Annotated in this window: 25 protein-coding genes; 19 read left to right on the forward strand and 6 right to left on the reverse strand. The window is 70.9% G+C overall.

Annotated features, from left to right (window positions below; genetic code table 11):
- Positions 1-3: 3 nt before the first annotated feature.
- From ABD648_RS19140 to ABD648_RS19165, 6 genes are read left to right on the forward strand one after another with little or no spacing between them, the layout of a single operon-like run.
- Positions 4-972, forward strand: coding sequence for an ABC transporter permease (locus tag ABD648_RS19140; RefSeq protein WP_282216518.1), 969 nt, complete (start codon positions 4-6; stop codon positions 970-972).
- Positions 969-1,862, forward strand: a complete 894-nt coding sequence (locus tag ABD648_RS19145) for an ABC transporter permease (RefSeq protein ID WP_282216519.1) — start codon at positions 969-971, stop codon at positions 1,860-1,862. Before ABD648_RS19140 ends, ABD648_RS19145 begins: the two co-directional genes overlap by 4 nt.
- Positions 1,859-3,475, forward strand: coding sequence for a dipeptide ABC transporter ATP-binding protein (locus ABD648_RS19150; protein WP_282216520.1), 1,617 nt, complete (start codon positions 1,859-1,861; stop codon positions 3,473-3,475). Before ABD648_RS19145 ends, ABD648_RS19150 begins: the two co-directional genes overlap by 4 nt.
- A complete protein-coding gene (locus ABD648_RS19155) occupies positions 3,472-4,491 on the forward strand; it encodes a putative FMN-dependent luciferase-like monooxygenase (RefSeq protein ID WP_282216521.1) in 1,020 nt (339 codons plus the stop codon). Before ABD648_RS19150 ends, ABD648_RS19155 begins: the two co-directional genes overlap by 4 nt.
- Complete coding sequence (locus ABD648_RS19160; RefSeq protein ID WP_282216522.1) at positions 4,488-5,114, forward strand: CMD domain protein; 627 nt, start codon at positions 4,488-4,490, stop codon at positions 5,112-5,114. The genes ABD648_RS19155 and ABD648_RS19160 overlap by 4 nt, the downstream gene beginning before the upstream one ends.
- A complete protein-coding gene (locus ABD648_RS19165) occupies positions 5,111-5,716 on the forward strand; it encodes an alkylhydroperoxidase domain protein (protein ID WP_282216523.1) in 606 nt (201 codons plus the stop codon). The genes ABD648_RS19160 and ABD648_RS19165 overlap by 4 nt, the downstream gene beginning before the upstream one ends.
- A gap of 9 nt (positions 5,717-5,725) precedes the next feature.
- On the opposite strand, the gene ABD648_RS19170 is transcribed toward ABD648_RS19165, so the two are convergent.
- Both ABD648_RS19170 and hrpA read right to left on the reverse strand, forming a co-directional pair.
- Positions 5,726-6,670 (reverse strand): quinone oxidoreductase family protein, encoded by a 945-nt coding sequence (locus tag ABD648_RS19170; RefSeq protein WP_282216524.1) that lies wholly within the window; start codon positions 6,668-6,670, stop codon positions 5,726-5,728.
- 27 nt (positions 6,671-6,697) lie between these two features.
- A complete protein-coding gene (gene hrpA / locus ABD648_RS19175; RefSeq protein ID WP_282216525.1) occupies positions 6,698-10,630 on the reverse strand; it encodes an ATP-dependent RNA helicase HrpA in 3,933 nt (1,310 codons plus the stop codon).
- 68 nt (positions 10,631-10,698) lie between these two features.
- On the opposite strand from hrpA, the gene ABD648_RS19180 reads away from it, so the two are divergent.
- The 6 genes from ABD648_RS19180 to msuE all read left to right on the forward strand — a co-directional run bounded on the left by ABD648_RS19180 (position 10,699) and on the right by msuE (position 15,198).
- A complete protein-coding gene (locus ABD648_RS19180) occupies positions 10,699-11,469 on the forward strand; it encodes a CPBP family intramembrane glutamic endopeptidase (protein ID WP_282216526.1) in 771 nt (256 codons plus the stop codon).
- Entirely contained in the window at positions 11,469-12,146 is a 678-nt protein-coding gene (locus ABD648_RS19185) for a hypothetical protein (RefSeq protein ID WP_282216527.1), read from the forward strand. Before ABD648_RS19180 ends, ABD648_RS19185 begins: the two co-directional genes overlap by 1 nt.
- Positions 12,139-12,429, forward strand: coding sequence for a transcriptional regulator (locus ABD648_RS19190; protein WP_282216528.1), 291 nt, complete (start codon positions 12,139-12,141; stop codon positions 12,427-12,429). The genes ABD648_RS19185 and ABD648_RS19190 overlap by 8 nt, the downstream gene beginning before the upstream one ends.
- A 43-nt stretch (positions 12,430-12,472) precedes the next feature.
- Positions 12,473-13,720, forward strand: coding sequence for a heparan-alpha-glucosaminide N-acetyltransferase domain-containing protein (locus ABD648_RS19195; RefSeq protein WP_282216529.1), 1,248 nt, complete (start codon positions 12,473-12,475; stop codon positions 13,718-13,720).
- The gene (locus tag ABD648_RS19200; RefSeq protein WP_282216530.1) at positions 13,717-14,553 is read left to right on the forward strand and encodes an aldo/keto reductase; all 837 of its coding nucleotides are present in this window, start codon (positions 13,717-13,719) and stop codon (positions 14,551-14,553) included. Before ABD648_RS19195 ends, ABD648_RS19200 begins: the two co-directional genes overlap by 4 nt.
- 75 nt (positions 14,554-14,628) lie before the next feature.
- On the forward strand, positions 14,629-15,198 hold the full coding sequence (msuE, locus tag ABD648_RS19205; RefSeq protein WP_282216531.1) for an FMN reductase: 570 nt from the start codon (positions 14,629-14,631) through the stop codon (positions 15,196-15,198).
- A 23-nt stretch (positions 15,199-15,221) separates the two neighbouring features.
- On the opposite strand, the gene ABD648_RS19210 is transcribed toward msuE, so the two are convergent.
- Both ABD648_RS19210 and ABD648_RS19215 read right to left on the reverse strand, forming a co-directional pair.
- Entirely contained in the window at positions 15,222-15,512 is a 291-nt protein-coding gene (locus tag ABD648_RS19210; RefSeq protein ID WP_282216532.1) for a type II toxin-antitoxin system RelE/ParE family toxin, read from the reverse strand.
- 2 nt (positions 15,513-15,514) lie between these two features.
- The gene (locus tag ABD648_RS19215) at positions 15,515-15,748 is read right to left on the reverse strand and encodes a type II toxin-antitoxin system ParD family antitoxin (RefSeq protein WP_282216533.1); all 234 of its coding nucleotides are present in this window, start codon (positions 15,746-15,748) and stop codon (positions 15,515-15,517) included.
- Positions 15,749-15,801: 53 nt separating this feature from the next.
- On the opposite strand from ABD648_RS19215, the gene ABD648_RS19220 reads away from it, so the two are divergent.
- Positions 15,802-17,601: a thioredoxin domain-containing protein gene (locus tag ABD648_RS19220; RefSeq protein ID WP_282216534.1), complete on the forward strand. Its 1,800-nt coding sequence runs from the start codon at positions 15,802-15,804 to the stop codon at positions 17,599-17,601.
- 3 nt (positions 17,602-17,604) lie between these two features.
- Here the strand turns inward: ABD648_RS19220 and ABD648_RS19225 are convergent, their stop codons facing one another.
- Complete coding sequence (locus ABD648_RS19225) at positions 17,605-17,823, reverse strand: hypothetical protein (protein WP_282216535.1); 219 nt, start codon at positions 17,821-17,823, stop codon at positions 17,605-17,607.
- 202 nt (positions 17,824-18,025) lie between these two features.
- Here ABD648_RS19225 and hisC point away from each other — a divergent pair, with 202 nt between their 5' ends.
- Genes hisC through ABD648_RS19240 form a run of 3 tightly spaced genes read left to right on the forward strand, consistent with a single transcriptional unit; the run spans position 18,026 to position 21,006 of the window.
- Positions 18,026-19,117, forward strand: a complete 1,092-nt coding sequence (hisC, locus tag ABD648_RS19230) for a histidinol-phosphate transaminase (RefSeq protein ID WP_282216536.1) — start codon at positions 18,026-18,028, stop codon at positions 19,115-19,117.
- On the forward strand, positions 19,114-20,520 hold the full coding sequence (locus tag ABD648_RS19235; RefSeq protein ID WP_282216537.1) for an amino acid permease: 1,407 nt from the start codon (positions 19,114-19,116) through the stop codon (positions 20,518-20,520). The genes hisC and ABD648_RS19235 overlap by 4 nt, the downstream gene beginning before the upstream one ends.
- A 3-nt stretch (positions 20,521-20,523) precedes the next feature.
- Positions 20,524-21,006 carry an Lrp/AsnC family transcriptional regulator gene (locus ABD648_RS19240; RefSeq protein ID WP_282216538.1) on the forward strand — a complete coding sequence of 161 codons (483 nt, stop codon included), beginning with the start codon at positions 20,524-20,526 and terminating at the stop codon, positions 21,004-21,006.
- Between the two features lie 5 nt (positions 21,007-21,011).
- Here the strand turns inward: ABD648_RS19240 and ABD648_RS19245 are convergent, their stop codons facing one another.
- A complete protein-coding gene (locus ABD648_RS19245; protein ID WP_282216539.1) occupies positions 21,012-22,565 on the reverse strand; it encodes a dolichyl-phosphate-mannose--protein mannosyltransferase in 1,554 nt (517 codons plus the stop codon).
- A 35-nt stretch (positions 22,566-22,600) separates the two neighbouring features.
- Between ABD648_RS19245 and rsmI the strand changes: the two genes are divergently transcribed.
- The 3 genes from rsmI to ABD648_RS19260 are packed head-to-tail and all read left to right on the forward strand — an operon-like array spanning position 22,601 to position 25,192.
- Positions 22,601-23,422, forward strand: a complete 822-nt coding sequence (gene rsmI, locus ABD648_RS19250) for a 16S rRNA (cytidine(1402)-2'-O)-methyltransferase (RefSeq protein ID WP_282216540.1) — start codon at positions 22,601-22,603, stop codon at positions 23,420-23,422.
- Positions 23,419-24,066 (forward strand): class I SAM-dependent methyltransferase, encoded by a 648-nt coding sequence (locus tag ABD648_RS19255; RefSeq protein WP_282216541.1) that lies wholly within the window; start codon positions 23,419-23,421, stop codon positions 24,064-24,066. The genes rsmI and ABD648_RS19255 overlap by 4 nt, the downstream gene beginning before the upstream one ends.
- Positions 24,067-24,085: 19 nt before the next feature.
- Positions 24,086-25,192, forward strand: a complete 1,107-nt coding sequence (locus tag ABD648_RS19260; RefSeq protein WP_282216542.1) for a LacI family DNA-binding transcriptional regulator — start codon at positions 24,086-24,088, stop codon at positions 25,190-25,192.
- The last annotated feature ends 22 nt before the right edge of the window (positions 25,193-25,214 follow it).

Raw genomic sequence — 25,214 nt, forward strand, 5'->3', positions numbered from 1 at the left:
CCGATGAGCTTCGTCCTCCGACGAGCCGGGCAGGCCGCGATCGTTCTGATCGCGGCCTTCACGGCCACCTTCTTCCTGCTGCAGCTGCTGCCGGGCGATGCGATCCTGATCAAGTTCTCGGACCCGAGCCTCGGGCTCTCACCCGATCAGCTCGACAGCATCCGCGCGACCTACGGCGCCGACCTGCCGTGGTGGGAGCAGTACGTGCACGCGGGGCTGGGCTTCCTGGCCGGGGACTTCGGCTACTCGACGCAGTTCGGGACCCCCGTGCTCACGATGCTGGGCGAGGCGCTGCCGTCGACGCTCCTGCTGGCCTTCCTGGGCCTGGTCGTGGCGCTGGTGATCGCGGTCCTCGTCGCCGGGCTCTCGTCGCTCGCGCGCTTCGCGTGGCTGCGCGACGGTCTGCGTCAGATCCCCGGACTGTTCGTGGCCGTTCCGGTCTTCTGGCTCGGGATCCTGCTCATCCAGGTGTTCTCCTTCGGCCTCGGATGGGTGCCGATCGTCGGCGCCGACCCGGTGTCGGGCCTCATCCTCCCGGTGCTCACGCTCGCCGTGCCGATCTCGGCGCCGCTGGCGCAGGTGCTCGTGCGCAGCATCGATCAGGTGCAGGCCCAGCCGTTCATCACGGTCGTGCGGGCCAAAGGGGCGCCTCCCGTCTGGGTGCTCACCCGCTCGGTCGCCCGGAACGCGGCGGTGCCGACCCTCACGATCGCGGGTGTGCTGTTCGGCGAGCTCGTCGGCGGCGCCGTGGTGACGGAGACCGTGTTCGGTCGCACCGGCGTCGGACGGCTCACCGAGCAGGCCGTCGCGAACCAGGACATCCCGGTACTGCAGGGCGTCGTGCTGCTGTCGGCCCTCGGCTTCGTGCTCATCAGCTTCGCCGTCGATCTCGTGACGCCGCTCATCGACCCGCGTCAGCGGAACGTCGCGAGGGCGACCGTGCCCCGCGCACTCCAGGAGGCCCCGGCATGACCGTCCCCGTTCTCACCACGCTTCCCGTCCCGGTCAACCCCGAGCCCGAGACGGATGCCGTCGCTCCGGCATCCGTCCGCCCCGGCACGCCGCTCCGGGCGCTGCCGTGGGGCCTGTACCTGGCGATCTCGGTCGTCGTGCTGGCCGTGCTCTGGGCCGTGATCCCCGGAGTCTTCGCCCCGGCCGATCCGCTCACCGGTGCGCCGGCCGACAAGCTGCTGCCGCCGAGCGCCGCCCACTGGTTCGGCACGGACACGCTCGGCCGCGATCTGTTCGGCCGCGTAGTCCACGGCGCGGTGCACTCGCTCTCCGGCGCGCTCATCGCCGTGACCGTGGGCCTCGGCCTCGGCACGCTGATCGGCGCGGTTGCCGGTGCCGTCGGCGGCATCCTCGACGACGTGCTGATGCGGATCGTCGATGTGCTGCTCGCGATCCCCGGCCTGCTGCTGTCGCTCTCGGTGATCATCCTGCTCGGCTTCGGCACCGTGAACGCCGCGCTCGCGGTCGGTCTCGGCAGCGTCGCGGCCTTCGCGCGCCTGATGCGCGCCGAGGTCGCCCGGGTGCGGCGCACCGAGTACGTCGAGGCCGCGTACGGCAGTGGGGCGACCTTCTTCGCCGTGCTCCGCCGGCACGTGCTCCCGAACTCGCTCACCCCGATCGTCGCGCTCGCCGCCCTGCAGTTCGGCACCGCGATCCTCGCGATCTCGACGCTCGGGTTCCTCGGCTACGGCGCGCCGCCGCCCACGCCCGAATGGGGCCTTCTGATCGCCGAGGGGCGCAACTACATCGGGACGGCGTGGTGGCTCACGGCCCTCCCCGGTCTCGTCGTCGTCGCGGTGGTGCTCAGCGCCAACCGCATCAGCCACCGACTCGGAAGGAACACCCGATGAGCGTCCTCGCAGCGAACGATCTGCGGATCTCCTACGCCGGACGCGAGGTCGTCCACGGCATCTCCTTCGAGATCCAGGAGGGTGAGACGGTCGCGCTCGTCGGCGAGTCGGGTTCGGGCAAGTCCACCACCGCACACGCTCTGCTGGGCCTCCTGCCCGCCGGGGGACGCGTGGACGGCGGCAGCGTGCGGCTCGGCGACCTCGACATCTCCGGCTGGTCGGACCGTGCTCTGCGCGGCATCCGCGGGCCGGCGATCGGCCTCGTTCCGCAGGACCCGACGACCTCGCTCGACCCGGTGCGGCCGATCGGCGCACAGGTGGCGGAGATCCTGCGGCTGCACGGGCATCGGGATCGCCGGGCCCGCCGCGCCAGGGTCATCGAGCTGCTCGACCGCGTCGGCATCGACGACCCCGACCTCCGCGCCCGCCAGTACCCGCACGAGCTCTCGGGCGGGATGCGGCAGCGCGTGCTGATCGCCACCGCGATCGCGCTGGGCCCGCGGCTGCTGATCGCCGACGAGCCCACGAGCGCGCTCGACGCCACCGTGCAGCGCAAGGTGCTCGACCTGCTCGACGAGCTGCGCCGCGAGGAGGGCACCAGCATCCTCCTCGTGACGCACGACCTCGGCGTCGCCGCCGACCGTGCCGAGCGGCTCGTCGTGCTGAAGGACGGCCGGATCGTGGAGCAGGGTGCGAGCGCCGATGTGCTCGCGGCGCCGGCCGACGCCTACACCAAGCAGCTCCTCGCCGATGCTCCGGCGTTCGCGACGGGGTTCCGCCGGCCGGACGCCCCGCCGTTCCTGCGCGATGCGGCCGCGGTCGCTGCGGAGAATCCCTACGCGATCGTGGCCGAGGGACTCGTGAAGGAGTTCCGGGTCGGTGGACGCGAGCGCTTCCGCGCCGTCGACGACGTGTCGTTCCGCGTGCGCAAGGGCACCACGCACGCGCTCGTGGGGGAGTCCGGGTCGGGCAAGACCACGACCGCCCGGCTGGTCACCCGCTTCCAGCAGCCGGATGCCGGCACGATCGAGGTCGCGGGGGCCGGCGTGACAAGTGCGTCGCGCGAGCAGCTGCGTGCATTGCGTCGTCGTATCCAGCTGGTCTACCAGAACCCCTTCGCGTCGCTCGATCCGCGCCAGCAGATCGTCGACATCGTCGCAGAGCCGCTGCGGAACTTCCGCCAGGGCTCGCGGTCCGACCAGCGTGCACGGGCGCTCGCGCTGATCGACCGGGTGTCGCTTCCCGCCGACGTCGCACGACGCACTCCGCAGGAGCTGTCCGGCGGGCAGCGGCAGCGCGTGGCGATCGCCCGTGCCCTCGCGATCGACCCGGAGATCGTCGTGCTCGACGAGGCGGTCTCCGCTCTCGACGTGACCGTGCAGGCCCGCATCCTCGAGCTGCTCACCTCGCTGCAGGCCGAGCTCGGACTCACCTACCTGTTCATCTCGCACGACCTCGCGGTGGTGCGCCGGATCAGCCACACGGTCTCGGTGATGCGCCGTGGTCGGATCGTCGAGGAGGGCCCGACCGAAGAGCTGTTCCACGACCCCCAACACGACTACACCCGGGAGCTGCTGGCCGCGGTGCCCGGTCGAACGGAGATCCCCGCATGACCGCCCCCACCGTCGCCTTCTTCACCCGCCTGCTCGACGACGCGGCGCCCGCCGAGCGCTACGCCCTCGCAGCTGCGCAGATCCAGCTGGCCGAGAGCGTCGGCATCGGACGAGCGTGGGTCGCGCAGCACCACTTCCGCGCGGCGGAGGGCGGTCTTCCCTCGCCCCTGGTGCTCCTGGCGAATATCGCGGCGCGCACCACGCGCATCCGCCTGGGGACGGGCGTCATCACCCTGCCGCTGGAGGATCCGGTGCGCGTCGCCGAGGACGCGGTGGTCGCCGACCTGCTGTCCGACGGGCGGCTCGACCTGGGGTTGGGCAGCGGCGGCACCCCGTCGTCGTTCGTGCCGTTCGGCGAGGACGTGCGCGACAAGGCGCCGACCTACGACCGCAAGCTCGCCGTGCTGCTCGACGCCCTGACCGCTCGCGACATCGGCGCGGGCAACACGCTCTATCCGGATGCCGCTGACCTCGCCGACCGCATCTGGCAGGCGACATTCTCGGCGCCGGGCGGCCATCGCGCCGGCGTCCACGGGCACGGACTGCTGCTGTCCCGTACTCAGCCCCGCCGCGACGACGCGCTGCACGCGCCGCTCGCCGCCCTGCAGGATCCGATCATCGACGCGTACCTCGAGGCTCTGCCCGACGGTGCGACGCCGCGGATCACGGCCTCCCGCACCGTGTTCGTCGCCGACGACCGCGCCGAGGCTCTGCGCTTCGCGGAGGTCGGACTGCGGCGCGCGGCCGAGGGGTTCCGGCGACAGGGCCAGACGATCCCCGGTGACAGCATCGACGAGCTGATCGTCGCCCTCGACACGCACCTCGGCACGCCGGAGGAGGTCGCGGAGTCGCTCGCCGCCGACTCCACCCTCGCCCGCGCGACGGAGGTCGCGTTCCAGGTGCATTCGGTCGACGCCCCGCATGACCACGTGCTGCGCTCGATCGAGCTCTTCGCCGAGCAGGTCGCGCCCGCGCTCGGCTACGCACTCACCGACACCATCAAGGAGAAGGCATGACCCACGACATCGTCGATCAGATCGCGGGGGTGACGCCCGAGCTCGATGCCCTGCGGCGTCGTCGCCCCGTCACCAGGGAGCAGCTGCAGGCGAGCTTCGACGCGCTGTTCCGTCCGGTCTCGGAGGAGCACGCATCGCAGGCGGAGCGGGAGCTCATCGCCGCGTTCGCCACGCGGCTCGCCGGCAGCTCCGACGCGACCGGCACGTTCTACGCCGACCGCGCGCTCGCCGCCGACGCAGATGGTGCGGCGGTCGTGCTGGCCGAGGCGTCGGACGCTGCGGTCGAAGGACCGTTCGGCGCATACACCGAACGCGGACTGCAGGGCGAGAGCACCGAGGGGGAGCGCTACGCGCCGTCGGATGCCGCCGCCGAGGCTCTCGGAGACCGGCTCGCCGCCGCACTGGCGCACACGCACCTGCTGGTGTTCCGTCCGCGGGAGGCGTCGGCGGCGGACATCAGTCGACTGCTCGACGCCGGATGGTCGGCCGACGGCATCATCACGCTGTCGCAGCTCGTGTCGTTCCTGGCGTTCCAGCAGCGGGTCATCACCGGTCTCCGGGTGCTCGCTGCCGCCGGTCTCGCGTCGACCGCGCAGACCGATTCCGAGGAGGAAGCAGCATGACCGCCGACCAGAGCGTGCTCACGCACGACGCCCCGCATCCCCACGCCTTCACGCGCGGCGAGGTCGGCTGGCTGCCGCACCTCGCGCCGCTGCCCGAGGAGGAGCTCACCGAGCGGCACTACGACGGGCTCGTCGACGCCGCGCGGGCCAAGAACGACTACTTCCGCCTCCTCGCGCGCGATCCCGAGATTCTGAAGGCGCGCACCCTCGTCGACAAGGACATCTTCTACAACGTCGCCGAGGGCCTCCCTCGGGCCGAGCGCGAGCTCGCGGCGACCGCGGCATCCCGCCGCAACGGCTGCGTGTTCTGCGCCTCGGTGCACTCCCGTTTCGCCGCGCACCACGGCAAGCGCGTGGACGATGTCGACCGCCTGCTCGACGCGGGCGTGGAGGCCGACCTCGGCGAGCGGTGGAACGCGGTCGTCGCGGCATCCGTCGCCCTGACCGACACGCCCAGTGCGTTCGGGGAGGCCGAGATCGCCCGGCTCCGCGCGGCCGGCCTCGACGATCTGGAGATCGCCGATGTCATCCACGGCGCGGCGTTCTTCAACTGGGCCAACCGGCTGATGCTGTCGATCGGACGGCCGGTCGCGCCGGCCTGACCTCTCGACCTACGGGACGAGGATGATCTTGCCCGAGGCGGCGCCGGATTCCATGAGCTCATGGGCCTGCGCCGCTTCGGCGAGCGGCAGCTCCGGACCGAGCTCGATCGTGAAGTCGCCGGAGGCGAGCAGCTCGACCGTCTTCGGCAGCGCCTCGGCCCGCCAGGCGAGCTCCTCCTCGGTGAGGGGCACGGGAGAACCGCCGGAGAAGGCGCGGATGCCGAACGACGCGGCATCCGGGCCTCGTACGATCGTCGCGATCCGGTCGCGGTCGGCGACGAGGGCGAGCGACGTCTCGATCGCCTCGTCGGTGCCCGCGCAGTCCAGGACGACCGTGACGGGAGCAGGTGCGACGTCTCTCACGCGCTCGAGGAGGCCGGCGTCATAGGAGATCGGGATGGCGCCGAGCTCGCGCAGGAGCTCGTGGCGGGAAGGGCTCGCGGTGGCGATCACGGTCGCGCCCCAGGCCACGGCGAACTGCACCGCGAACTGGCCCACAGAGCCGGAACCGGCGTGGACCAGCAGCACATCGCCGTCGGTCACGCCGAGCGAGCGCAGCGCCTGGTAGGCGGTGCCTGCCGGGATGCCGATCGCCGCGCCCTCGGCGGCGGTCACGGCATCCGGAAGGGCGACGAGCTTCTCGGTCGCGATCGCCAGCGCCGAGGCGTAGGTGCCGAGCGCATCGCGGATGGCGACACGGTCGCCGACCGCGAAGTCGTCGACCCCTTCGCCGAGGACCTCGACGACGCCCGCGCCGTCGAAGCCGACCGGCCGCGGCTCGGTGATGTCCGGCGAGGGGCGCTTGCGGCTGCGCAGCTTCGCGTCGATCGGGTTCACGCCGGCGGCCTCGATCCGCACGACCACATCGCCGCGCGCCGCGACGGGGTCGGGGATCTCGATCTCGTGGAGGACTGCGGGGGATCCGAACTCGGTGTAGACGATCGCGCGTGCCATGCGATCCAGGCTACCCGCGTGCGGTGCTCAGCGCCCGGCGAGCGCCTTCATGATGCGCTGCGGCGAAACCGCCTGCGCGGTGCCGAGCCGCTGGGCGAACACGCTGATCCGGTATTCCTCCAGAAGCCAGCGCACCTCCACGAGTGCGGGCGCGGCATCCGTGGGGAGCGGGATCGTCCCGCCGGCGTCCTCGAACGCCTTCGCCATCCGCTCGAACTCCGTCATGCGCGCGCGGTCCTTGCCCGGCTCGTTCGTGAGAGTCTTCAGGCGGTCGAGCATGCCCTCGAAATAACGCGGGAAATGCGCGAGACGCTCGACGCCCGCGGTCGAGACGAATCCCGGATGCAGCAGGCCGGACAGCTGCGTGCGGATGTCGTTCAGCGGGCCGAGCAGGGCCAGCGAGTTCTGCGCCTTGATCCCGCGCTCCACCTCGCGGGACTTCGTGAGGATGCGCGCGACCAGCGAGACGCAGGCGAACAGCTCATCGACGAGGGATGCCGAGACCGCCTCGCGGACCCGGGCGAACTCCGCCTCGCTGCGCACGATCCCGGTTCCCTGGGTCGACGCGTCGATCACTCGTCGCGCGACCGCCGCCCGGCTGTCCTCGATGAGCGCGGCGGCCGACTGATAGGGCGAAGCCGCGAGCGCGAGCTTCTCCTGGCTGGTGAGGTGCTCCTGCACGTACGACGACGGGGAGGGGACGCCCAGCAGCACGAGCCGGAGCACGCCCTTGCGCGTCGCGTCCGCCGCGGCATCCGCCGTGGACTCGACTCGCACCGCGACGGTCTTGCCCTGGTCGACGATCGCCGGGTACCCGCGCACCACGCCGCCGGCGACGCGGGTGTCGAGGACCTCCGGGAGCTCGCCGAACGTCCAGGCTGTCAGGCCGGTCTGCTCGATCTTCGGGGCTGGATCGCTCGATACCCTCAGGGGTCCGGAAGTGCGCGGAGGGGCGGCGATCGACCGTGCCACGCTGCTGCGGGCGCGGTCGGAGAGCTCGGCCTGCAGCGTACGCAGGTCGCGACTGCTTCCGACGATCCGGCCGCGCTCGTCGACGGCACGGAAGTTCATGCGCAGGTGCGGCGGCACGCGCTCGTCCTCGAAGTCGCCGGCCGCCACCAGCTGATTCGCCAGCGGCTGGATCATCCGAGCGAGCGCTTCCTTGAGCGTCCGCGGCGGCAGGCCGCCGTGGTTCTCCGGCCCCTGGTCCGCGAGCTCGGCGCCGAACTTCTCCGCCCAGTCCGCGGCGGGGACGACGTGACGGCGGATCGCCTTGGGCAGGGCGCGCAGGAGTCCGGTGACCAGCTCGGCGCGGAGGCCGGGCACCTGCCAGTCGAAACCGCGGTCCTCGATCTGCGCGAGCAGCGGCAGCGGCAAGACCACGCTCACGCCGTCGTCGGCGGCACCCGGCTCGAACCGGTACGCGAGGCCCAGCACCTGATCGCCCTGGTTCCAGCGCGTCGGGAACTCGCTCTGGTCGGCCCTGGCCTCGTCATCGAGCAGGTCGGCCTCGCGCATGACCAGCAGCTTCGGCGTGGTCTGCAGCGCGTCACGCCACCAGGTCTCGAAGGACCGCACGTCGAAGACCTCGGCGGGGATCCGCTCGTCGTAGAACCGGAAGACGGCCTCGTCGCCGGCGAGGATGTCGCGGCGCCGCTCCCGCTCCTCGAGTTTCTCGAGGCGCTTGCGGAGCTCGTGGTTGCTGCGCCAGAACGCACTGACCCGCTTGTCGATGCGGGTCGGATCCCACTCGCCCTCGACGAGCGCGTGCCGGACGAACAGCTCACGCGACGCGGCGCGGTCGATGCGCGCGAACTGCACGCGGCGACGGGGGATGATCTCGACGCCGAACAGCGTGACCTTCTCGAACGCGACGGCGGCGCCGGCATCCTTCGACCAGTGCGGCTCCGTGACCTGACGCTTGGCGAGGTCGCCGGCGAGCGGTTCCGCCCAGGCGGGGTCGATCGCGGCGACCGTGCGTGCGAAGGTGCGGGAGGTCTCGACGATCTCGGCGGCCATGACCGCCTGCGGGCTCTTCTTGCGCAGGCCGGAGCCGGGGAAGATCGAGAAGCGGATGCCGCGGGCTCCGCGGTACTCCGCGATACGGCGACCCTTCGGCTCCTTCGCGGGGGAGTGCCCCTTGCCCGCCGGGGCGGTGCGCTCGTCGAGGATGCCGATCTGCGAGAGCAGCCCCGACAGCAGCGCGCGGTGGATCGCGTCCGGATCCGAGGCCCCCTGCTGGGTCCCAGAGCCTCTCGAAGGGCCCTTCTTCGCGTCCTTGACCAAGGTGCTGAGCTGGCGGTGCACGTCGAACCACTCGCGCACGCGCACGTAGTTGAGGTGCTCGGAGCGGCACAGGCGCCGGAACGCGCTCGATCCCAGCTCGCGCTGCTGCTCACGCAGGTGGTTCCAGAGGTTGAGGAGAGTGAGGAAGTCGCTCGTCGGGTCGACGAAGCGCGCGTGCAGGCGATCGGCCTCCTCGCGACGCTCCTCCGGACGCTCACGGACATCCTGGATCGTCAGGCCCGACACGATCGGCAGGACGTCGTGCACGACCTGGGTCCCTGAGCCTGTCGAAGGGCGCCCCGCCTCGATCAGCATCCGTGCGAATCGCGGATCGATCGGCATGCGCGAGATGTCACGGCCGATGCGGGTGAGGTGAGGGGAATCGTCGCGACGCGACGGCTCCACGGCGCCGAGCTCCGTGAGCAGGTCGAAGGCCGCCTTCACGCCACGCGAGTCCGGAGGGGTGAGGAACGGGAAAGCCGTGATGTCGCCGAAGCCGAGCGACAGCATCTGCAGGATGACCGAGGCCAGCGAGGTGCGCAGGATCTCGGGCTCGGTGAACTCCGGGCGCTTCTCGAAGTCCTCCTCCGCGTAGAGGCGGATCGCGATGCCGTCGCTCGTTCGCCCGGCTCGGCCCGCACGCTGGTTCGCCGACGCCTGCGAGATCGCCTCGATCGGAAGCTGCTGCACCTTGGAGCGATTGCTGTAGCGGGAGATGCGCGCCGTGCCGGTGTCGATCACATACCGGATGCCGGGAACCGTGAGGCTCGTCTCGGCGACGTTCGTGGCGAGGACCACCCGACGGCGCACGCCGGCGACGCGGCTGCGCTCGAAGACCCGGTGCTGCTCGGCGGCCGAAAGGCGTCCGTAGAGGGGGAGGACCTCGGTGGGGGAGCGATCCTTCGCATATGCGCCGCGCACGGCATCCGCGGCGTCCCTGATCTCCGCCTCGCCGGGAAGGAAGACGAGCACGTCGCCCGGCTCCTCGCGATCGAGTTCGCGCAGGGCCGCGACGATCGCCGACACCTCGTCCTCGTCCTCGGTCTCGTCGGTCTGCGCGCGGTAGCGGATCTCCACCGGGTAGGTGCGGCCGGACACCTCGATGATCGGGGCGGGGTCGCCGCTCGTTCCTGAGCTGGTCGAAGGCGCGAAGTGCTTCGCGAAGCTCTCCGGATCGATCGTCGCCGAGGTGATGATCACCTTGAGGTCGGGACGCTCCGGCAGGATGCGGACGAGGTAGCCGATCAGGAAGTCGACGTTGAGCGAGCGCTCGTGCGCCTCGTCGATGATGATCGTGTCGTATCGGGTGAGGAGTCGGTCGCGATGGATCTCGTTGAGGAGGATGCCGTCGGTCATCAGCGCGACGCGGGTCTCGTCGGACACCTTGTCGGTGAAGCGCACCTTGTAGCCGACGAGCGTGCCCAGCTCGACCTGCAGCTCCTCGGCCACGCGTTCGGCGATCGTGCGGGCGGCCAGGCGTCGCGGCTGGGTGTGCGCGATGCGGGTACGGCCGAGCTCGAGCGCGATCTTCGGCAGCTGCGTCGTCTTGCCCGATCCGGTCGCGCCGGCCACGATGACGACCTGATTGTCGCGGATGGCGTCGGCGATCTCCTCCCGGGCGGCGCTGACGGGCAGCTCCGGGGGGTAGGAGATGACGGGGAGGGTCGCGGACATAGCCCTCCATCGTATGACGAGTCGAGGATGCTCTTGCCACGCAAACTGCTTTGAGATACAAAGTAGACATGACCACGTGGCGATGGGCGATCGGACTGCCGGTGCTGAGGGTCGCGCTCGTCGCGACGGCATCCGTCCTCGTCTGGCTCGTCGTCCGGATGGGCGAGAGCGACGTCTCGTTCCCGCCGCCGCCGATGCTCGCGGTCATCGCGATGCTCCCGGTCAACGTGGTCTGCTTGGTGCTCGTCGCCCGGCTGCTGCGACGAGAGGGGCGCAGCATCCGAGAGTTCCTCGGCTACGAGCCGCGCCGACTCGGACGCGACCTCCTGTGGGGGCTGCTGTGGCTCGTGGTGATGTACCTGCCGTTGGTCGCGACGATCATGCTCGTCGTCTGGCTGCAGTACGGCAGCGAGATCTTCGGCCGGATGGAGACGATCTTCTTCGACCCGGCGAGCATCCCGACGCTGGACCCGGTCACCTGGACAGTCATCGCGGTCGTCGGCGTGCTCACCTTCGCGCCGCTGAACGCCCCGGTTGAGGAACTCGTCTACCGCGGGTACGCCCAGGGGGCGCTCGAGCGGCGTTGGCCGACGGGTCTCGCGATCATCGTGCCCGCGGCGCTCTTCGCATCGCAGCACATCTGGTACGCGCCCACGCCCGCGGCGGTGGTCGCGTTCATGTGCGCCTTCTTCGTCTGGGGTGTGGGATCCGGGTGGATCTACCGGCGTCAGGGTCGGCTGATGCCCCTGGTCCTCGCCCACGGACTGGTCAATCTGTTCTTCACCCTTCCCGTGCTCGTCTTCGTCATGATGGGCCTCCCCGTGAACGGAGCCGGTTGATGGTCGAGTCGTCGCATCACGAGAAGGACGAGGCGCTGGCGCCGGCGGAGATGCTCGCGCTGGTGCGCGACCAGCAGCGCAGCGTCGAGGGGCAGATCGCGGCCTTCGTCCCCCTGCTGCTCGTCGCGTGGGGCGTCGCCTGGCTTTTCGGCCTCGGCGCCCTCTGGCTGATCGACGGGATGCGCCCCGGTCTCACGGTGCCGCCGGCGGTGGCGATCACGATCGCCGCGGCGCTGTTCGTCGGTGCGATCGTGCTGTCCGCCGTGCTGGGCGCTCGTTCGGGACGCGGCGTGCGCCGTGACGCGGCGACGGCGTTCCCGGCGATCGTGTACGGCTGCACGTGGAGCCTCGGCACCGTCGCGATCGTCGCCGTCGGACTCGGTCTGCTCGCGAACGGCATGGATGCCGCGCTCGCACGCATCTTCTTCCCCACCGTGCTGGTGCTGTTCGCCGGGCTCATGTTCGTCCTCGGGGCCGCCATCTGGCGCGCGGTGCCGATGCTGCTCCTCGGCGTCTGGATCGTCGCCGTCGCCGTCGCGGCCCCGTTCTTCGGATACCCCGCCGTTCTCCTCGTCCTCGCGGTCGGCGGCGGACTCGGCTTCCTCGCTCTGGGGGCGCTGTCCTTCCGCCACCTCTCCCGACTGCGCCGGCCCCTGGCGGGAGGCCGCCGTGGTTGAGCTCGACCCGGTGATCCACGCCGCCGCGCGGCTGAGGATCACCGCGGCGCTCGCGACGCTGGAGCCCGCCGAGAGCATCACGTTCCCCCGCCTGCAGGAACTGCTCGACATGACCGCCGGGAACCTCTCCACCCATCTGCGCAGACTCGAGGATGCCGGCTACGTCGCGGTCGAGAAGACGCACAAGGGGCGGACTCCGGTCACCTACCTCGCGCTCACGCCGCCGGGGAGGCGAGCGTTCGACGCCTACACCGAAGCGCTGCGCGCCGTCCTGGGCGGGTGACATCCGCACACCACCCACAGGGTCGTACCCCTACGATCGTCGGGTGACGACGACAGAGCTGCCGCCCGCCCCGCAGGGCGCGCGAACACCGATCGCCCTGCGCCCGCTGCGCTGGCTCCGCGGATTCGGACGCCCACCGCGGATCCTCGGACTCGACGTCGCGAGAGGCCTCGCGATCCTCGGCATGGCCGGAGCGCACATCGGCGAGACCGAGCCCTTCGAGTGGCTCGATCCCGCGACCTGGACCGACCTCGTGCACGGGCGCTCCTCGATCCTCTTCGCGGTTCTGGCGGGTGTCTCGATCGCGCTGATGACAGGGCGCAGCGCGGTGCCGGAGCGGGAACGCCTGCCCGACATCCGACTGCGGCTGATCGGACGCGGAGCGGTGATCTTCGTGATCGGGCTCGCGCTGGAGATGCTGAACACGCCGATCGCCGTGATCCTCACGCTCTACGGGCTGCTCTACGTCGCGGTCATCCCGTTCCTGCGGTGGCGTCCGTGGCAGCTGCTGCTCGGTGCCGGGGTGCTCGCGCTGGCGGCACCGGCCCTGCTGGCGTTCCTCGCCGCCGTGATGCTGCATCCCTACGGCGCCGGGATCGGCTTCGTGCTCTACGGGTCCTACCCGATCACTGTGTGGATGGCTCTGCTCCTCGGCGGCCTGGCTCTGGGCCGGATGCGGGTAGACCGGCTGCGGACGGCGGTCATCGCGCTCGTCGTCGGAGTCGTGCTGGCCGTCGTCGGATACGGACTCGGCGTCGTCGGCCAGGCCACGGGCATCACGGCTTCCCTGGAGGGCAGCTCCTCGTACGCGGCGGACGGTAGCAGCGAGGTCTGGTCCCCTCCGAGCGGCTGGGACGGCTACCCGCAGGCCCTCGCCGGGACCGATCCGCTCCATGCCGTGGTCACCGCGGTGTTCGCCGTCGAACCGCACAGCGGCGGGACGGCCGAGATCCTCGGCTCCGGCGGGCTCGCGCTCGCCGTGATCGCGCTGTGCCTGCTGCTCAGCCGTCCGCTGCGCTGGCCGCTGCTGCCGCTGGGTGCCCTCGGCTCCATGCCGCTGTCGGCATACAGCGCGCACGTGGCGTCGATCGTGCTGGTCGCAGGCCCCGGCGGATTCTTCTCGAGCAACCCGTTCTGGGGTCTGACAGCGGTCGGACTCCTGCTGGTCACGACACTGTGGTCGATGTTCTTCGGACGCGGACCTCTCGAGCGACTGGTCGGCCGAGGGGCGGCGGCGATGGCGGCGATTCCGACCTCGCCTGTCATCACAGGTCATAGGCTGGAATCATGACCATTCCTGCACTCGAACTGAATGACGGCAACTCCATCCCGCAGCTCGGCTACGGCGTCTTCAAGGTGCCGCCGGCAGAGACAGAGCGCGCGGTGAGCGAGGCGCTGGAGATCGGCTACCGCCACATCGACACGGCCGCGATCTACGGCAACGAAGAGGGCGTCGGCGCGGCGATCGCGGCATCCGGCATCGCCCGTGACGAGCTGTTCGTCACCACGAAGCTGTGGAACGACCGCCACCACGACGAGGAGCCGCGCGCGGCGATCGCCGAGAGCCTGGAGAAGCTCCGGCTCGAGAACGTCGACCTGTACCTCGTGCACTGGCCGACTCCCGCGAAGGACGACTACGTCCACGCGTTCGCCAAGCTCGTCGAGCTGCGTGAGGCGGGCCTGACCCGCAGCATTGGGGTCTCGAACTTCCTGGTGCCCCACCTCGAGCGCGTGGTGAACGAGACCGGCGTCGTGCCGGCCGTGAACCAGATCGAGCTGCACCCCGCCTACCAGCAGCGCGACGTCGTCGCCTGGTCCGATGACCATGGCATCCGCACCGAGGCGTGGGGCCCGCTCGGTCAGGGCAAGTACGACCTGTTCGGCACGCCGGCCGTGGCCGAGGCCGCCGCGGCACATGGCGTCACGCCCGCGCAGGCCGTGCTCCGCTGGCACCTGCAGAAGGGCATCATCGTCTTCCCGAAGTCGGTGCGCGCCGAGCGCCTGCGCGAGAACCTCGACGTCTTCGGCTTCACGCTGACAGACGCGGAGGTCGCGGCGATCGACGCACTCGACCCGCTCGACGGGTCGGGCCGCGTCGGATCCCACCCCGACGACGTGAACTGACGCCGCACCCGTTCGTACATGACGCCCCGTGTCGCCGTCCGCGACACGGGGCGTCGTCGTAGGTACCGTCGAGGCATGACAGCTCCGTTCCGCGTCGTCGCCGTGTCGGGTTCCCTGCACGAGCCGAGCAAGACGACCGCCCTCGTCCGCGCGATCACGGCCGCGATCGCAGAGCGCGCCCCCGTCGAGTCGCAGCTCATCGAGCTGACGCAGATCGGGCCCGGCCTGGCCGGGGCGCTCCGCCGCGATCAGCTCCCCGCCGAGGTCGAGGAGCAGCTGCGCGCGATCGAGACCGCCGACCTGCTGATCGTCGGGAGCCCCGTCTACCGCGCCTCGTTCACCGGACTCTTCAAGCACCTCTTCGACTTCGTGGGGCAGTACGACCTGGTCGGCAAGCCGGTGCTGCTGGCGGCCACCGGCGGCGGTGAACGGCACGCCCTGATCATCGAGCACCAGCTGCGACCGCTGTTCGGCTTCTTCCAGGCCCTCACTCTGCCGCTCGGGGTCTACGCGAGCGACACCGACTTCGACGGCTACGAGATCACGTCCGAGATCCTGCAGTCACGCATCTCCCTCGCCGCCGAGCGTGCGCTGCCGCTCGTGGGCTACGCCGCGTCGCGACCCGTGGAGCTTCTCGTCTCGTGACCTGAGCCCGGGCGGGCTGGTGCTCACAGGTGGCGCGTGGGGTCCATCCGCTGGTGCAGGATTCGGATCACATCGACCCCGGCTGCGCTCGTGACGAAGAAGATCAGATGGCTGCCGATGGCGTAGCGGCGGTACCCGGTTCGTATCTCCGGGACGGCACGGCCGCGCTCCGGCTGGTCCGCGATTCTCTCGATCGCACTTCGGATCTCCAGAACGTAGGTCTCGGCCTGCTGCGCGTCCCATCGTTCGGCGGTGAAATCCCAGATCGCGGAGAGATCGCGCTGAGCGGACGGGGTGAGCCGATACTGCCCCACGGTCAGGGTTTCTTCGAAGCGATGAACGCGTCGAAGTCGAACGGCTGGGGCTCGCCGCTCTCTTCTCCGGCGACGAGAGCTGTGCGCAGCGCGGCCATCTGCGTCTCCTGATCCTCGAGGAGTCGCAGACCGGCCCGAACGACCTCGCTCGCCGATCGGTAGCGACCGGTCGACACCTCACGGGCGAGGAAATCCGTGAAGTGCTCGTCGAGGCTGATCGAGGTGTTGTTCGCCATGCCCCGAGAATACCAAGAATTGGTAGTGTGGAGATCGGAAAAGGAGTGAGTCCATGACGAACCGGCTCGCCGACACCCTCAGCCCGTATCTGCGTTCGCATGCCGACAACCCCGTCGACTGGTACCCCTGGGGTGAGGCCGCTTTCGCGGAAGCCCAACGGCGCGATGTGCCCCTGCTGATCTCGATCGGCTACTCGACCTGCCACTGGTGCCATGTCATGGCCAGGGAGTCCTTCTCGGATCCGGCGATCGCGGCGCTCATGAACGACGGCTTCGTGTCGGTGAAGATCGACCGCGAGGAGCATCCGGAGGTCGACAGCGCGTATATGGCCGCGGCATCCGCCTTCACGCAGAACCTGGGATGGCCGCTCACCGTGTTTGCCACCCCGGGCGGGCGCGCGTTCTACGCCGGCACCTACTGGCCGCCGGACGCCCGGCCTCCCATGCCGGCGTTCCGCGATGTGCTCGCAGCCGTGGGCGAGGCGTGGACGCTGCGGCGCGCGCAGGCCGAGGAATCGGCGGATGCCGTGACCGACGCCCTGGCACGCGCTGCCGAATCCGCGCCGACCGATCTGCCCGAGCGCAGCGCGATCGCCGCCGCCGCGGAATCCATCGTCGCGCGCGAGGATCGTCACCACGGCGGCTTCGGTGGGGAGCCGAAGTTCCCGGTCGCCACGACCCTGCGCTTCCTTCAGGACCCGCTCGTGCGTCAGCAGGCACCGGTGGCTGCCGCCGCCGCGCAGAGGGCGCTCGCCGCGATGGCCGCCTCGCCGCTGCGCGACGCCGATGGCGGCTTCTTCCGCTACGCGACCCGGCGCGACTGGTCGGTGCCGCACTACGAGCGGATGCTCACCGACAACGCCCAGCTGCTCGACGTCGCGCTCGATGTCGGGGATGAGGCGGTGGCCAGGGGTGTCGCCGGGTTCCTGCTGGCTGCGCTCCGGCGGGACGAGGGCGGCTTCGGCGCGGGGCAGGACTCCGAGTCGTGGATCGACGGTGCGCGCAGCGAGGGCGGGTACTACCTGCGCCCCGTCGCGGAGCGGGCGGGGCTCGAGCCGCCCGCGGTCGACGGCAAGGTCATCACGGGCTGGAACGGCCTGGCGATCGGGGCGCTCGCCCGCGCCGGGTCGCGATTCGGGGAGCCGTCGTGGGTCGCAGTGGCCGCAGCCGCGGCAACCCTCGTGCTGCGGTGCAACAGGGACTCCCGCGGTGCTCTCGTGCGCGCCTCGCTCGACGGCGAGGCCTCGACCGCGGTCGCGACGGCGGCCGACCTCGGACTCCTCGCGGATGGGCTTTTCGCTCTCGCCGCTGCCACCGGGGAGGCGAGCTGGGCCGTGACGGCGCGGGGCATCCTCGACGAGGCGCTCGCGGGTGTCGGCGGCGATCCGCTGCTGTCGGCCAACGGCATCGCGACGGCACCGGATCACACCGACGGCGATCTGCCCTCGGATGCCGCCGCGGTCGCGGCCGCGGCGCTGACCGCCTGGCGGCTGGGCGCGGGGGACCGGTATCGCGAAGCGGCGGCGGCTACCGTTCGGGCCCTCGCGGTCCGGGCGCTCGAGCAGCCGTTCGCGCACGGCAGTCTCCTGCGGGTGGCAGCAGGACTCGCGGCAGCCCCGCGTCAGGTCGTGGTCGTCACGTTCGAGCCGGATGGTGCGCTGGCCCGAGCCGCGCAGCGGATGGACGCCGACGTGATCGCCGTCGCCACGCCCACCCAGGCTGCGGCGTTCGCCGATGCCGGATTCGAGCTCTTCGAGGGCAAGGCGGCGACGGCGGAGCGCGCGTACGACTGCCACGCGTTCGTCTGCCGGCTCCCGGTGAGCGATGCGGCCGAACTCCGGATCGCGCGCTGAGATTCAGCGCTGGTTGCGCGGATGCTGTCGCGCGGTGCGCTCGTTGCCGCGGCGGTAGTTCCCGGTCAGCCGCGCCATCAGCAGCTGCGCGTCGCCGCGCTCGACATCCACGAGGAACTCCTGGGCGCGGGCGCCACGCAGCACCGCGGCCGTCGTGCCGTGATGGCGGATGACGACCTCGTCGCCGCGCACGGCGAACTCGAAACCGGAGGGGCTGCCCATGCAGCGAGCGTAGCGCCGACGTGACGGGCGGAGAGCACTGTGCAATCTGCATAGCGTCTCGCGGTCAATCACCGAATGATTGCGCGTCATGCGCAGCATCCGGTGCGCCGATTGCTCAGCGTTTCGATTCCGGTCTAGGGTTGCGCGACAGCAGGCAGGACCACTCGGTCCGCCGCCGGATCACAGCAAGGATGCTCTGCCGATGCCCCTCCCCACCCGTGCCGGACTCGACGCCGTCCCCGCATACCGGCAAGGGCGCTCCGCCCCGGCCGGTGCATCGAAGCTCTCCTCGAACGAATCGCCCCACGCGCCGCTGCCGTCGGTCGTGGAAGCGGTGCGCGAGCGTCTCGACGGCATCAACCGCTATCCCGACATGAGTGCGGCCGCCCTGCGCGATGACCTGGCGGTCCGCTACGCGGTCGATCCTGCGCTGATCACGGTCGGCGCCGGTTCCGTCGAGATCGCCGCGCAGCTCATCCACGCGGTCGCCGGCGAGGGCGATGAGGTCATGTTCGCCTGGCGGTCGTTCGAGGCGTACCCGTCGCTCGTGCGCATCGCCGGGGCCACTCCCGTGGCCGTGCCGCTGAACGCCGACCACGCGCACGATCTCGACGCGATGCTCGCGGCGATCACGTCGCGCACCCGCCTCATCTTCGTCTGCAACCCGAACAACCCGACGGGCACCGTGGTCGACGCCGACGCGCTGGAGGCCTTCGTCGCCGCCGTGCCGCACGACGTGCTCGTGGTCATCGACGAGGCCTACGTGCATTTCGACCGCACCGAGAGCCGCGGCGCCGGCATCGAGCTGTTCCGTCGTCACCCGCACGTGGCCGTGCTGCACACGTTCTCGAAGGCGTACGGCCTCGCCGGTCTCCGCATCGGCTACGCCATCGCTCCGGCGGAGATCGCCGAGAACCAGCGCAAGGTCGCCATCCCGTTCGGGGTCACCGACCTCGCGCAGACCGCCGCACGCGCCTCGCTGGACGCGGAGGAGGAGCTCGCGGGACGCATCGACGAGGTCGTCGTGCAGCGTGACCGGATGCAGGCGCTGCTCGCGACGGCAGGCTGGCCCGCCGTCCCTTCGCAGGCCAACTTCGTGTGGGTGCCGGCGAGGGAGCGGACCGCACTGCTCGAGGCCCTGCTCCACGACGGCGGCGTGATCACGCGGGCGTTCCCCGGTGAGGGCATCCGCATCTCCTCCGGCAGCGCCGCGGACATCGACCGCGTGGAGGCCGCGCTCGCGGCGTCCTCGCCGACACCCGACCTTTCCGTTCGCAAGGAGGCGACCGTATGACCACCGACAGCATGAACACCGAGGTGCCCACCACCACGACGACCACCAAGGGGCTGCACCCGGGGCTCACCCGGCGCCAGATCTCGATGATGGGCCTCGGCGGCGCGATCGGTGCCGGCCTCTTCGTCGGTTCGGGCCAGGCGATCGGTCTCGCAGGCCCCGCCGTGCTGATCTCCTACCTCGTCGCGGGCGGCATCGTCGTGCTCGTGATGGCCATGCTCGCCGAGATGGTGGCCGCGCGTCCGAGCTCCGGGGCCTTCAGCTCCTATGCCCAGAAGGCGATGGGCCGCAGCGCCGGGAGCGCGGTCGGCTGGCTGTACTGGATCCAGCTGGTGGTCGTGATCGCGGCCGAGGCGACCGGCGCCGCCGGGATCGTCGCGAACTGGATTCCAGGCATCCCCGCCTGGGTGTGGGTGCTCGTGTTCGTCGTGGCGCTCACCGCCGTCAACCTGTTCGGCGTGCGCAACTACGGCCGCTTCGAGTTCTGGTTCGCGGCGATCAAGGTCGCCGCGATCATCGCGTTCCTCGTCGTGGGTGTGTGCGCGATCATCGGGCTGATCCCCGGGGTACCCGCCACCGGCATCGCGAACCTGGCCGACAACGGCGGCTTCGCGCCGAACGGCATGACCGGCATCGCCGCGGCGCTGCTCATCGTCGTGTTCGCGTTCGGCGGCACCGAGGTCGTCGCGATCGCCGCGGCGGAGTCGGACGACCCCTCGCGCAACATCCGACGGATCGTCCGCGAGGTGCTCGTGCGCATCCTGATCTTCTACGTGGGATCGATCTTCGTGATCGTCGCCGTGCTGCCCTGGAACGATCCCGCGGTGACCGAGGGACCCTTCTCCGCGGTGCTCGCGACCCTGAACGTGCCCGGCGTGGGACTGGTGATGGATCTGATCGTGGTGATCGCGCTCCTCTCCGCCATGAACGCGAACATCTACGGCGCATCCCGCATGGCCTACTCGCTGGGCGAGCGCGGACTCGCTCCGCTGGCCGCGACCCGCACCAGCCTCAAGGGCGTGCCGTACGTCGCCGTGCTGGCGTCCGTCTCCTTCGGCTTCGTGACCGTCGGACTCAATTGGGCGTTCCCCGACGTCGTGCTGCCCGCCCTGCTCAACGTGGTCGGCTCGACGCTCCTCGTCATCTGGACCGCGACGGCCGTCGCGCAGATCATCCTGCGGCGCCGTGCGGACCGCGCGGGCGAAGCCATGCCGATGCGCATGTGGGGCTTCCCCTGGCTGTCGTGGCTGTGCCTCGCGCTGCTCGCCGGAGTGATCGCGCTCGCGATGATCGACCCGGCCGCGCGCATCCAGCTGCTGCTCACCCTCGGCCTCACCGCGGTGCTGCTTCTCGTCGCCCGTGCGACGCGGAGCGTCGCTCGCCCCGGGGTCGAGCGGGAGTAGTCGATGCGCATCGATCGTCTCGACGCCGAGCTCATCCGGATGCTCACCGAGTCGCCGCAGCTGCCGATCCTCGAGTGCGCACGGCGCCTCGGGATCGCCCGCGGCACGGCGACCAGTCGTCTCGCGCGGCTGCACGAGGGCGGGGTGATCGAGGCGATCGTGCCGCGCATCGACCCGAGCGGCTTCGGCTACGGCGTCGTGGCGTTCTGCCTCGTCGAGATCGATCAGAAGGTCGGGCACGACGATGTCGCCGGGGCGCTCGCGGATGCGGTGCCGGAGATCGTCGACATGCACACGGTCACCGGGGCGAGCGACATGCAGCTGCGTCTGGTCGCGCGGGACGCCACGCAGCTGCAGGAGGTGCTGGACCGGGTCGCCCTGGTGCCCGGCGTCGCGCGCACCGCGTCGTCGATCGCGATGCGCACGCACCTGTCCGGGCGCGTGCTCCCGCTGGTGGCCCACGTCGCGACGGACGAGGCGGGGTAGCTGCGTCAGACCCAGCCGGGCAGCCAGTTGTGGATCAGCCAGAAGTCGTACGGAACGCTCATGCCCGTCCAGACCGGGTAGAAGAACGCCGACACGAGCGCGATGAACGCGAGGCAGATCAGGACCGTCCGCTCGCCGGACTGGCGCCTGTGGAGGGGATCCTCACGGCGTCCGGCGATGATCCGCAGGGTGAGCGCCAGCGCGATCACGAGGAACGGCATCATCACGACCGTGTAGAACTGGAAGATCGTGCGCTCGGGGAACATCAGCCACGGCAGATAGGTCGCGGCGAGGCCGACGAGGGGCAGCCCGACTTCGGCGCCGACCGGTCGGCGGGTGATCCAGCCGCGCACCAGCCGGTAGACGAGATAGACGGATGCAGCGACCCCGCCGTACCAGATCAGCGGGTTCGGGATCGAGGAGATCACGGCGATGCAGTGGTCCACTCCGCACGGCCCGGGATCCGAACCGACCCAGACGGCCGTCGGCCGCAGCAGGAACGGCCACTCCCAGGCGGGGCTCGCGTACGGGTGGCCTTTGCTCAGCCCGACGTGGAAGCCGAGGATCGACTGGTGGTACTTCCAGAGCGCGACCAGAGGGTTCGCATCGCTCTCCCTGTCGTAGCCGCCCGCCGTCACGAGCCATCCGGTCCAGCTGACGAGGTAGACCGCGAGGGCCGGGAAAACCATCAGGACGAACGAGACGGGCCCCTGCTTGAAGGCGGCGGCGGTCGGCCAGAGCACCACGCCGGCGCGTCGCCGTGCCAGCGCATCGGTCACGACGACGTACAGCCCGAAGGCCGCCAGCGCGTAGAGCCCCGACCACTTCACGGCCGATGCCGCACCCAGGGCGGCTCCGGCCGCGACGAGCCAAGGGCGGCGCCAGAGCACCGGACCCCAGAACGGAGCCGACGCATCGGGGTCCTGTCGTTCGAGCAGTGGGATCGTCCGCTGCCGATCGACGAGCACGAACAGCGCCCCGAGCAGGATGAAGAACGTGAGGATGCCGTCGAGGAGCGCGATCCGGCTCAGGACGATGCTCAGCCCGTCGATCGCGAGCAGGGTGCCCGCGACTGTGGCGACCACCACGGAGCCGCTGAGCCGGCGGGCGATCAGGTACACCAGCAGGACGGATCCGACGCCGAGCAGCGCGGTCGCCAGCCGCCATCCCGCGCTGTTGTCCGGTCCGCCGATCGCCATCCCCAGAGCGATCAGCCACTTGCCCAGCGGGGGATGCACCACGAAGGCGCCCTTGTCCGAGAGCGGCAGCTCCTGCAGCGTGATGAAGGCCTCGTTGGCGTTCTCGCCCCAGACGCCCTCGTAGCCGAGCGTCCACAGCGACCAGGCGTCCTTGACGTAGTAGGTCTCGTCGAACGCGAGCTGATGCGGGTGGCCGAGGTTCACCAGGCGCAGGACAGCCGCCACCGCGGTGATGAGCAGCGGGGCGAGCCAGCGGACGGCCCGTCCCCAGTCCGGGCTCTGCAGCACGCGATCGCGCAACTGTCCGTAGCGCGTCAGCCGGTCCTCGGGAGCAGGCAGCAGAGGCACGGGCGCGGTCACCTGCTCAGCCTAGACAACGCGCCTATGCTGAGCGGGTGATCATCCTCGCTGCCACGCCGATCGGAAATCTCGGCGACGTGTCCCGTCGCCTGGTGGAGGTGCTCGAGAACGCGGAGACGATCGTGGCCGAGGACACGCGCACCACCCAGAAGCTGCTCAAGGCGCTGCAGATCGACAACCGGCCGCGGCTGATCGCGCTGCACGACCACAACGAGAAGCAGAAGGCCGCGGAGATCGCCGCGCTCGCCGCAGAGTCCGACGTCGTCGTGATGAGCGACGCTGGCATGCCGACCGTCAGCGACCCCGGCTACGGGCTGGTGGCCGAGGCCGTTGCGCAGGGCGTGACCGTGACCGCGATCCCCGGACCGAGTGCCGTGCTGATGGCGCTGGCGATCTCGGGTCTTCCCACCGACCGCTTCACCTTCGAGGGATTCCTCCCGCGCAAGCCGGGGGAGCGGCGCTCGGCGCTGCGCGCCCTCGCCGCGGAGGCCCGCACCATGGTGTTCTTCGAGTCGCCGGCCCGCCTGGCGAGCGCGCTCGCCGACATGGGCGGAGCCTTCGGCGACGAACGGCGCATCGCCGTGTGCCGTGAGCTCACGAAGTTCTACGAGGAGGTGCGGCGGGGCACGGCATCCGAACTCGTCGCGTGGGCGCAGGAGGGCGTGAAGGGCGAGATCGTCGTGGTCGTCGAGGGCGCGTCGCGCCGCGACGCCTCCCCGGAGGATGCGCTCGCCCAGGTGCAGAAGCTGGTGGGCGACGGCATCCGCCTCAAGGACGCCGCCTCCGAGGTCGCCGCTCTCACCGGGCTGTCCTCCCGCGATCTGTACCAGGCCGCCCTGGCGGCCCGCACGCGATGAGCGGACACGATCTGCGGGATTCCGCAGAGGCTCGCGTCGCCGCCGCCTACGACTCGCGTGCCGCCGAGTACGTCGAGATCGGCGGACGGATCGAGCAGATGGACGACCGTGACATCGAGCTCATCCGGCGGTGGCGAGACGAGACCCCGGGGATGCTGCTCGATGCCGGGTGCGGACCGGGGCACTGGACGCGGTTCCTCTCCGGCAGCGGCCGAGACGTCATCGGCGTCGACATCTCAGCGGAGTTCCTGCGAACCGCGGGGGAGAACCACCCCGCCCTCCGGTTCGAGCAGGAGTCGCTCGCTGCTCTCTCCGCGGCCGACGGCTCCGTGGGCGGCATCCTCGCCTGGTACTCGCTGATCCACACCGACCCCGCTGAGGCTCCCGCCGTGCTCGCCGAATTCGCGCGGGTGCTCGTGCCGGGCGGCAGTCTGCTCCTCGGCTTCTTCGTCGGCGAGCCGCGCGAGCCGTTCTCCCACGCGGTTACGACCGCCTACTTCTGGTCTGCGGATGCTCTCGACGCGCTGCTGGCGGATGCCGGGTTCGAGGTGACCTTCGCCGAGCGGCGTGAACGCGAACCCGGTGAGATGAGCGTGCGTCCCCACGGGGCCCTGATCGCACGCCGGGTACCCTGGGCAGGATGACGGCAACGGAGGGGCGATCGTGAGCAAGGCGGCGACGGTGTACGACGTCGCGGACCGCGCCGGCGTCTCGATCGCCACGGTCTCTCGCGTGCTGCGCTCGCCGGATGCGGTGCGGCCGGTCACGCGCGAGCGTGTGCTCGACGCCGTCTCGGCCCTGGGGTACGTGCCCAGCGGCAGCGCGCGCGGACTCGCCGAGCGGCGCACGGGAGTGCTCGGCCTGTACTTCCCGGGATTCGATGCGGCCGAGGAGGCGCCGGCGCTCGATGTCCTCGCGAACATCGCGGGTGCGACGCCGCCGTTCACGATCGTCCAGGACGAGACGGATGCCGAGGGCGAGCATCCCTCGATGCTCTTCCTCGACGAGGTGCTCCGCGGTGCGGAGCTGGAGGCGTGGAAGCAGGGGTTCGTCCTGATGGTCGGCGTCGGACGGCATGACCCGGACCGGTCGACCGTGCGCGACATGGCCGGCCGTGTCGACGGACTCGTGGTGCTGGCTCGCAGCGTGCCGGACGAGGTGCTGGCCCGGCTGGCCCTGCGCATCCCGGTCGTCGTGCTCTCCGGTCCCTCGCGTGGGGACAGCTACGACCACGTGACCGTGAGCAACGCCGAGGCGATGGCCGAACTGACCCGACGAGTGCTGGATCAGACCGGCGACACGCCGCCGGTGTTCCTCGCCGGGCCCGATGATTCGCCGGACGGCGCAGAGCGCTGGGAGGGGTTCTCCCACGCGATCTCCGAGGCCGGCATCCGCATCGACGAGGTGGTCGTGCTGCGCGGCGACTTCACGCGCGCGTCGGGCCGTCGCGCGGCGGAGCAGCTCATCTCGGACGGCCTGCCGACGGCGTTGATGGCAGCCAACGACCAGATGGCGCTCGGAGCGCTCGACGCCTTCCGATCGGCCGGCATCGCGGTGCCGGAAGACCTGATCGTGACGGGTTTCGACGGTATCGAGGCCGCCGCGTTGTCGCGCCCGCGGCTGACCACGGTGCGTCAGCCGATGATCGAGCTCGGAAGAGCGGCCGTGCAGGTGCTCGCGCGTCGCCTCGAGCGCCCCGATGCGGACCCGGTCGCGGTGCGCCTGCCCCTCGAGATCGTCGTGCGGGAGAGCTCGCTGCGGCCTTCCTGACCGCGCATCGGAAGGTCGCACA

It is taken from the genome of Microbacterium luteolum, assembly GCF_039533965.1.
Lineage (GTDB): Bacteria > Actinomycetota > Actinomycetes > Actinomycetales > Microbacteriaceae > Microbacterium > Microbacterium luteolum.

What these genes read in the sequence shown, in the direction of transcription:
- ABD648_RS19140 (WP_282216518.1), top strand. Translation starts at nt 4, where the DNA reads ATGAGCTTCGTCCTCCGACGAGCCGGGCAGGCCGCGATCGTTCTGATC.
- ABD648_RS19145 (WP_282216519.1), top strand. Translation starts at nt 969, where the DNA reads ATGACCGTCCCCGTTCTCACCACGCTTCCCGTCCCGGTCAACCCCGAG.
- ABD648_RS19150 (WP_282216520.1), top strand. Translation starts at nt 1,859, where the DNA reads ATGAGCGTCCTCGCAGCGAACGATCTGCGGATCTCCTACGCCGGACGC.
- ABD648_RS19155 (WP_282216521.1), top strand. Translation starts at nt 3,472, where the DNA reads ATGACCGCCCCCACCGTCGCCTTCTTCACCCGCCTGCTCGACGACGCG.
- ABD648_RS19160 (WP_282216522.1), top strand. Translation starts at nt 4,488, where the DNA reads ATGACCCACGACATCGTCGATCAGATCGCGGGGGTGACGCCCGAGCTC.
- ABD648_RS19165 (WP_282216523.1), top strand. Translation starts at nt 5,111, where the DNA reads ATGACCGCCGACCAGAGCGTGCTCACGCACGACGCCCCGCATCCCCAC.
- ABD648_RS19170 (WP_282216524.1), bottom strand. Translation starts at nt 6,670, where the DNA reads ATGGCACGCGCGATCGTCTACACCGAGTTCGGATCCCCCGCAGTCCTC.
- hrpA (WP_282216525.1), bottom strand. Translation starts at nt 10,630, where the DNA reads ATGTCCGCGACCCTCCCCGTCATCTCCTACCCCCCGGAGCTGCCCGTC.
- ABD648_RS19180 (WP_282216526.1), top strand. Translation starts at nt 10,699, where the DNA reads ATGACCACGTGGCGATGGGCGATCGGACTGCCGGTGCTGAGGGTCGCG.
- ABD648_RS19185 (WP_282216527.1), top strand. Translation starts at nt 11,469, where the DNA reads ATGGTCGAGTCGTCGCATCACGAGAAGGACGAGGCGCTGGCGCCGGCG.
- ABD648_RS19200 (WP_282216530.1), top strand. Translation starts at nt 13,717, where the DNA reads ATGACCATTCCTGCACTCGAACTGAATGACGGCAACTCCATCCCGCAG.
- msuE (WP_282216531.1), top strand. Translation starts at nt 14,629, where the DNA reads ATGACAGCTCCGTTCCGCGTCGTCGCCGTGTCGGGTTCCCTGCACGAG.
- ABD648_RS19215 (WP_282216533.1), bottom strand. Translation starts at nt 15,748, where the DNA reads ATGGCGAACAACACCTCGATCAGCCTCGACGAGCACTTCACGGATTTC.
- ABD648_RS19220 (WP_282216534.1), top strand. Translation starts at nt 15,802, where the DNA reads ATGACGAACCGGCTCGCCGACACCCTCAGCCCGTATCTGCGTTCGCAT.
- ABD648_RS19225 (WP_282216535.1), bottom strand. Translation starts at nt 17,823, where the DNA reads ATGGGCAGCCCCTCCGGTTTCGAGTTCGCCGTGCGCGGCGACGAGGTC.
- hisC (WP_282216536.1), top strand. Translation starts at nt 18,026, where the DNA reads ATGCCCCTCCCCACCCGTGCCGGACTCGACGCCGTCCCCGCATACCGG.
- ABD648_RS19235 (WP_282216537.1), top strand. Translation starts at nt 19,114, where the DNA reads ATGACCACCGACAGCATGAACACCGAGGTGCCCACCACCACGACGACC.
- ABD648_RS19240 (WP_282216538.1), top strand. Translation starts at nt 20,524, where the DNA reads ATGCGCATCGATCGTCTCGACGCCGAGCTCATCCGGATGCTCACCGAG.
- ABD648_RS19255 (WP_282216541.1), top strand. Translation starts at nt 23,419, where the DNA reads ATGAGCGGACACGATCTGCGGGATTCCGCAGAGGCTCGCGTCGCCGCC.